At 60.0% G+C, this 7,496-nt stretch carries 6 protein-coding genes; 2 read left to right on the top strand and 4 right to left on the bottom strand.

Features of this window, described 5'->3' with window-relative positions; translation table 11 throughout:
• Positions 1-331 precede the first annotated feature (331 nt).
• Positions 332-3,484: an efflux RND transporter permease subunit gene (locus GA0061102_RS13615; RefSeq protein ID WP_092848295.1), complete on the bottom strand. Its 3,153-nt coding sequence runs from the start codon at positions 3,482-3,484 to the stop codon at positions 332-334.
• A 9-nt stretch (positions 3,485-3,493) separates the two neighbouring features.
• Complete coding sequence (locus GA0061102_RS13620) at positions 3,494-4,798, bottom strand: efflux RND transporter periplasmic adaptor subunit (RefSeq protein ID WP_425348531.1); 1,305 nt, start codon at positions 4,796-4,798, stop codon at positions 3,494-3,496.
• Positions 4,799-4,894: 96 nt separating this feature from the next.
• Between GA0061102_RS13620 and GA0061102_RS13625 the strand changes: the two genes are divergently transcribed.
• The gene (locus tag GA0061102_RS13625; protein ID WP_092848312.1) at positions 4,895-5,578 is read left to right on the top strand and encodes a TetR/AcrR family transcriptional regulator; all 684 of its coding nucleotides are present in this window, start codon (positions 4,895-4,897) and stop codon (positions 5,576-5,578) included.
• A gap of 226 nt (positions 5,579-5,804) precedes the next feature.
• On the opposite strand, the gene GA0061102_RS13630 is transcribed toward GA0061102_RS13625, so the two are convergent.
• Entirely contained in the window at positions 5,805-6,263 is a 459-nt protein-coding gene (locus GA0061102_RS13630) for a helix-turn-helix domain-containing protein (RefSeq protein ID WP_092848315.1), read from the bottom strand.
• 191 nt (positions 6,264-6,454) lie between these two features.
• Complete coding sequence (locus GA0061102_RS13635; RefSeq protein ID WP_092848317.1) at positions 6,455-6,766, bottom strand: hypothetical protein; 312 nt, start codon at positions 6,764-6,766, stop codon at positions 6,455-6,457.
• A gap of 272 nt (positions 6,767-7,038) precedes the next feature.
• On the opposite strand from GA0061102_RS13635, the gene GA0061102_RS13640 reads away from it, so the two are divergent.
• A partial coding sequence (locus GA0061102_RS13640) for an ABC transporter substrate-binding protein (RefSeq protein ID WP_159432162.1) occupies positions 7,039-7,496 on the top strand: 458 nt, incomplete at its 3' end.

Genomic DNA, 7,496 nt, shown 5'->3' on the forward strand with positions numbered 1-7,496 from the left:
CCACTTGAACGAGCCGTGGGCACGATCGCAACGACACCTTGTTTGCCGAAAGGTGCGGGGGCATAGGTCCGGGACTCGGGCGGCAGGTTCTTATATCGAGCCGGCGTGCCTCTCGTTTAAGGTTGCGAGAGGCATGCCGCCACGCTGCTTCATGATCTGAGCAGCGGCGGCGCGAAGGCGGCGTGGGGCGCTATCCGCCAACAGCATTTTCAAGTCAGCTATGACACCAATGACAAAGAGGCTCCTGCGATGTCGCAGGAGCCTCTTTGCTTGACCTGTAGCTAGGTCGAGACGCCCGCTCTCCAATCTGCGGAAGCGGGCGTCTCGTTCGTTAATGTGCGGCATCCGTCGTCGGTGCGTCGGTGGGCGGTGTCGTTGCCGTCGATTTGACCCTGCCTTTGAAGACACGGCGGACCGAGACGAAGAGCAGCGGGATGAAGAATACGCCGAGCACGGTCGCCGAGATCATGCCGCCCATGACGCCGATACCGATCGAGTTCTGGCTGCCCGATCCCGCACCATTGGCGATCGCCAGCGGCAGAACGCCGAGGATGAAGGCGAGCGAGGTCATCAGGATCGGCCGCAAGCGCTGCCGTGCCGCTTCCAGCGTCGCATCGACCAGGTTCTTGCCCTGGTTTTGCTGCTCGATGGCGAATTCGACGATCAGGATGGCGTTCTTGGCCGCCAAACCGATGGTCGTCAGCAAACCGACCTTGAAGTAGACGTCGTTCGACTGGCCGAACAGGGTGGCCGCCAGCAACGCGCCGAAGATACCGATCGGAACCGACAGCATCACGGCAAGCGGGATCGACCAGCTTTCGTAGAGGGCGGCCAGCGCCAGGAAGACGACGAGGATCGAGATCGCATAGAGCTGGCTTGCCTGGTTGCCGGAGAGCTTTTCCTGGGCCGACAGGCTGGTCCATTCATGGCTGAAGCCGGGTGGCAGGGTTGCCATGATCTTGTCGATCTCGTTCATGGCATCGCCCGACGAAACGCCTGGTGCAGCGGCACCCTGGATTTCGACGGCCGACGAGCCGTTATAGCGTTCCAGACGCGGCGAACCGTAGGTCCAGTTGCCACTCGAGAATGCCGAGAACGGCACCATGTCGCCGCTGGAGTTGCGCACATACCAGCGGCCGAAGTCTTCCGGCTGCATGCGGAAGTTCTTGTCAGCCTGCACGTAGACGGGCTTGACGCGGCCGCGATCGATGAAGTCGTTGACATAGGTTCCGCCCCAGGCCGTCGACAGCGTCGAGTCGATGTTCGACAGGGTGATGTTGAGCGCACTCGCTTTTTCCTGGTCGATGTTGACAGAATATTGCGGCGTATCTTCCTGACCATTCGGACGCGTGCCGAAGAGTTTCGGGCTCTTGGCCGCAGCGCCGAGCAGCTGGTTGCGGGCCTGGATGAGCGCGGCATGGCCGGCGCCATTGATGTCCTTGATGAAGAAATCGAAGCCGCTCGAGCTGCCGAAACCGGGGATCGCCGGCGGCGCCAGCGCAAAGACGCTGCCGTCCTTGATCTTCGAGAACGCGCCCATGGCGCGACCGGCGATCGCCTGCGCCTTCGATTGCGGCGTCGAACGCTTGTCGAAGTCCTTCAATCTGACGAAGACGATACCGACGTTCTGGCCCTGACCGCTGAAGCCGAAGCCTGCCACGGCGAATGCGCCTTCGACATAGTCCTTTTCGTTATTGAGATAATAGTCCTTCACATGATTGAGCACGGCCCAGGTGCGCGACTCCGTGGCGCCCGGAGGAAGCTGGATCGCCGTCAGCAGGATGCCCTGGTCTTCGTCCGGCAGGAACGAGCTCGGGAGACGGTTGAACAGATAACCGACGGCGACGCCGATCAGCACGAATACGATGAGGAAGACGGCGCTCAGGCGGATCATGCCATGAATGCTTCGCTGGTAACCCCTTGTTCCCCGCTCGAAATTGCGGTTGAACCAGCCGAAGACGCCCTTTTCCTTCGCGCCGTGTTTGGGCTTCTTGAGAAGAGTGGCGCAAAGCGCCGGCGTCAGGATCAATGCGACGATGACCGACAGGACCATCGCCGAGACGATCGTCACCGAGAACTGGCGGTAGATGATGCCGACCGAACCGGAGAAGAAGGCCATTGGAATAAAGACGGCTGATAGAACGGTGGCGATACCGATCAGAGCGCCGGTGATTTCCTGCATCGACTTGATCGTCGCCTCGCGTGGCGACAATCCCTCTTCCTCCATCACGCGCTCGACGTTCTCGACCACAACGATGGCGTCGTCGACGAGCAGACCGATCGCTAGCACCATGCCGAACATAGTGAGCGTATTGATCGAATAGCCGAAGACGGAGAGCACGCCGAAGGTGCCGAGCAGGACGACGGGGACGGCGAGCGTCGGGATCAAGGTCGCGCGAATGTTCTGCAGGAAGACGAACATGACGATGAAGACGAGCACGATGGCTTCGAACAGCGTCTTGACTACGTCTTCGATCGACAGCTTCACGAAGGGCGTCGTGTCGTAGGGATAGACGATCTCGACATTCGGCGGCAGGGTCTGGCTCAGATTGCCGATGACCGATCTCACCGCTTCGGCCGTGCTGATGGCGTTGGCGCCGGAGGCGAGCATCACGGCGAGACCTGCTGAAGGATGGCCGTTATAGGTGCTCGACGTCGTGTAGGACGACGCGCCGAGTTCGACGGTCGCGACATCGTTGATGCGCACCAGCGAGCCATCGGGCTGGCTCTTCAGGATGATGTTTTCGAACTGCTCCGGCGTCTGCAGGCGGCTCTTGGCCGTAACGGTGGCGTTGAGCTGCTGCCCCTTGCGCTGTGGCAGCGCGCCGAGCTGGCCGGCCGAGACCTGCGAGTTCTGCGCCTGGATCGCGGCGGTGACGTCGCTCACCATCAACTGGTATTTGGCCAGCTTGTCAGGATTGACCCAGATGCGCATGGCATAGCCTGCGCCGAAAATCTGGGTGTTGCCGACGCCGTCGATGCGCTTCAGCGTATCGTTGAGCGTGCTGGCAACATAGTCGGCGAGGTCGTTGGAGTTCAGCTTGTTGTCGGTGGAGACGAAGCCGACGACCATGAGGAAGTTCGACGTCGACTTGGAAACGACAATACCGGTGGACTGGACGGTCTGCGGCAGCTGGGCGGTGACGAGCTGCAGCTTGTTCTGCACCTGCATCTGCGCGACGTCGGGGTTGGCCTTGTTGTTGAAGGTCACCGAGATCGAGGCCTGGCCTGTCGAGGTCGAGGTCGACGTCATGTAGTCGAGGTTGTCGATACCGGTCATGCCCTGCTCGATGACCTTGGTCACCGAGTTTTCGACGGTTGCGGCGTCAGCGCCGGGATAATTGGCGCTGATGCTGACCGTGGTCGGCGCGATCTGCGGATATTGCGAGATCGACAGCGTCAAAATGGACAGCGCACCCGCCAGCATGATGACGATGGCGATGACCCAGGCAAAGATCGGCCGGTCGATGAAAAAACGAGACATCGTCTAACCTCACTTCTGGGCGCCGGAGGCGGCCTTGCCATCGGTCTTTTCCAGCTCGGCCTGCTCGGTGGATTTACCCTCGGCTGCTGCGGCCTGCTTCACCTCGCCGGTCGCGTCGTCGATGGTGACGGGCGATACGGTGACTTCCTGGCCGTCGCGAACGCGCTGGCTGCCTTCGACGATGACGCGGTCGCCATCCTTTATGCCTTCGTTGACAAGCCAGCTGTTGCCGATGCTGCGTCGCACCTTGATGACGCGCTGCTGGACCTTGTTTTCGGCACTCACGAACATGGCGGTCGGCTCGCCCTTCGTGTTGCGGAAAACCGCACGCTGGGGCACGAGGAAACTGTTTTCGGCGATGCCTTCCTGAATGGTGGCGCGCACATACATGCCGGGCAGCAGCACGCGATCGGGATTGGGGAAAACGGCGCGCACGGTGATGGTGCCGACGGTTTCGGCGACGGAGGATTCGGCAAATTGCAGCGTGCCGGTTTCCTTGTACTGGCTGCTGTCTTCGAGCGTCAGATGCACGGAGACGTTGTCGCCGCTGGTCTTCAGCCGGCCGTCGGCGACGGCGCGGCGGAACTCGAGCAGATTGGTGCTCGACTGCGTGACGTCGACATTGATGGGGTCGAGCTTGCGGATCGTGGTCAGCGCCGTCGTCTGATCGGCGGTGACGAGGGCGCCGACGGTCACGGTCGATGCATCGACACGGCCGGCGATCGGCGCGCGCATCTTGGTGTAGTCGAGATTGATGCGTGCCGTTTCCAGGGCCGCTCTCGCAGAAGCCACGTCGGCGTTCGCTTGCGCCAAAGCGGAAATGGCATCATCCAGATTTTGCTTGCTGACCGCGTCCTGCGCGGTGAGGCTCTTGTAGCGATCCACTTTCGATTGGGCGCTCGGCACGGCGCCCTGCGCCTTCTGCAGGGCGGCGGCGGCGCTATCGTAAGATGCCTGGTAGGAGGCCGGATCGATTTCGTAGAGGACGTCGCCCTCCTTGACCTCACTGCCTTCCTTGAAGTTGCGGTTGCGAATGATGCCGCCGACCTGCGGCCGCACTTCCGCGACGAGATAGGCGCTGGTGCGGCCGGGCAGTTCGGCAGTGATCGCGACCGATTGCGGATGCAGCGCCATGGCGCTGACCTCGGTCTTCACGGCTGGTGTATTGTTCTGAGCGGCCTTCTGTTCATTGCAGCCGGCGAGTAGCATCGTGGCGGCAGCACCGGCGACGATCAACGCGGTTCGGGTGGACAGAAGGCGGGTGGATACCTTGGGATATACGGATGCAGAGGTGGAAGAGGCAAGCTTTCGCACGTTGCTATTTCCTGTTGCCTTATTTACAGTACGAGGTCGTACGGAAAATATTTGTATTGGTTGAAATGTCAATCGCATTCGCTTGTCGAGGTTAAGGTGGAGGCACTGATAAAGGAGCGGGGAGGCAAAGAGGATCAGGCTGCAACACGCCGCCCGCGCGGCCGCCCCAAAACCGCGAGCGACGATGCAAGGCGAGCCGAGATCGTCAAAGCGGCGCGTGTCACTTTCTACGAACTTGGTTACGGCGGCACGACGATGGATCTGGTGGCAGCCCGCTGCAAGATTTCGAAACAGACCCTTTATCGCCTGTTTCCGGGCAAGACCGACCTATTCATGGCGATTATCGCCGAGCATCGTGCCTCGATGCTGGCTCTGCCGCGCGAGGCCAATGAAAACCTGCCGCTCGATGAGGCGCTCGAGCAGATCTTCATGATCGACATCGATGAGGCCAAAGAGCGAGAGCGCGAGGCTTTCGTTCATCTCGCCATGAGCGAATCCCGACAATATCCGGAGGTTGCGACGCTGATGCACACCTATGGTGCCAAACAATCACAGCAGATGCTCGCCGATTGGCTCAACCAGCAACAGCAGCGCGGCCTGATCGAGATTGCCGATACCGCAAGCGCTGCACGCATGCTGATGACGATGATTTTCGGCGCGATGATCTCCAAGCCCGGCCACCCGAACGACTGGCCCGATCGGGAAACGCGGCTGCGGCATTTGCGTCAATGCATCAAAATCTTCGTGGCAGGCGTGCAGCCGCACTCGAACGAGCGTTAAAGCAAGTCGCGCAAAAGTGTACTGCGGTTTTGCGATAATGACATCTGCAAAGCCAAAAACCTAAAGCGTAAGAGATGAGCGCGCCCCGCTAGGGCGGATGCCTTCCGGCATGCATGTCAGCCAAACGATTCGCCAAGAGGGCGATCAGCAACCGTCATTGGACATCGAGGCACCCACCGAACTTGGTGCGTGCCTCGACCTCTTATTCGATGCGGCGATCCGAGTGTCAGCTGTGAAGGCCGACCGGTGCATCGCCTGCGCGTGACGCATGGCCTGTATGCGGCTCGGAGGCGTTTGCCAGAGACTTGACCAAGGTTAGCACGGACTGGCGTATGCCCGGATCGTTGATCTTCATGAAGGCCTTGTTGAGGCTCAGGCCCTCCTTGGAGGTCAGAAACTCCGACAGGTCTTCGAGGCCGTTGATCATGCCCAAACCGTCCGTATTCAGCGGCTGCGAGCTGTCTTGCTGGAAGAAGAACGCGACCGGAATGGCCAGAACGCCGGCTATGGCCTGCAGCCGGCTCGCTCCTATGCGGTTAGTGCCTTTTTCGTATTTCTGCACCTGTTGAAAGGTGACGCCGATTTGTTCGGCAAGCCGCTCCTGGCTCATGCCAAGCATAAGCCGCCGCGTGCGCACACGGGAGCCGACATAGGCATCAATCGGATTCGGTACTTTTGCACTCACTGCGCAATCTCCTTAGCAATATAGGGCGCTCCAGTGGACGCCGCTCTGCCTACGACATAATGGCGTAAGCGGCATGCGTTCAAGCTGCCCGCAAAATGTGTGTGAAATATGGGTAAAATTCAACCAAAAGTCTTTTTCTGTTAGGTCTTTTGCCAAGACGGCGGAATAAACCACAGAAAAGACGATTCGCGTCAATGTGGATTGAAAACCGAGGACGGCTTGCAGTTGTAGACCGGGCATAGCGGACTGTCCCTGGTGGGGACGTAGGTGCGCGCCGCGTAATCGGATACGCTGCATTGCCCGTTGCCGGAGACAAAGCGATCATACAGGACGAGAGAGGCGCCGCCTTTTGCAGGATAGCGCAATATGACAGCACGCTCGCTGGCGATGAGCTGCTGTACGGCGGCGCAAGTCTTGCTCAGCGACTCGTAGCGAGAGATTGCCGATGCCGGACCGGCGATCATGAGTGCTGTCAGAATAGAGGCTAAGGCTGCGCTTCTCATGGATCGTCCCCCTGGCGAAAGCGATAGATCTTAAATAGTCGCGCTGCGGGAGTTGCCAAGATCGGGCAACGCTTCTCGTTGCAAAGTAATCCGGCTTCACAGTGTTTCGGTGATGAGGACGGCGGCTACCGCCGTTCACAAATTTCAGAACGGCGGGGCGAGCTCCTTTCAGCTCAATGAAAGGTTGGATGTGCATGTCTTTCCCGCTTCAAGAAGAAGCGGTGCCGTGTTGCGTCGAACGGCACAGGCACATCAATGGAGAGGAGGACTTCATGCGTGCATCAAACGTTCTCAAATATTCGGTGGCACTTTCCCTCGCGATGACTGCGGCGTCGTTTGCGACGACGGCTGCACAGGCGGCCGGCAAGATTTCCATCATGGTGGGCGGCTACGAGAAGCAGATCTACCTGCCGGCCAAGCTTGCCGAGGGGCTCGGCTATTTCAAGGATGAGGGTCTCAGCGTCGAGCTTCTGAACGAGCCCGCGGGCGTCGATGCCGAAAACGAAATGCTTGCGGGCGCCGTCCAGGGCGTCGTCGGCTTCTACGATCACTGCATCGACCTGCAGGGCAAGGGCAAGTTCGTCGAATCCGTCGTGCAGTTCAGCCAGGCGCCCGGCGAAGTCGAGCTGGTGTCGGCCAAGCATCCGGAGATCAAGTCCGCCGCCGACTTCAAGGGCAAGAACCTCGGCGTCACCGGCCTCGGTTCCTCGACCAACTTCCTGACGCAGTA

The organism is Martinezella miluonensis (assembly GCF_900094545.1).
Taxonomy (GTDB): domain Bacteria; phylum Pseudomonadota; class Alphaproteobacteria; order Rhizobiales; family Rhizobiaceae; genus Rhizobium; species Rhizobium miluonense.

Bases quoted from the DNA above. Each gene is read 5' to 3' on its own strand.
- GA0061102_RS13615 (WP_092848295.1), bottom strand. From the start codon at position 3,484: ATGTCTCGTTTTTTCATCGACCGGCCGATCTTTGCCTGGGTCATCGCC.
- GA0061102_RS13635 (WP_092848317.1), bottom strand. From the start codon at position 6,766: ATGAGAAGCGCAGCCTTAGCCTCTATTCTGACAGCACTCATGATCGCC.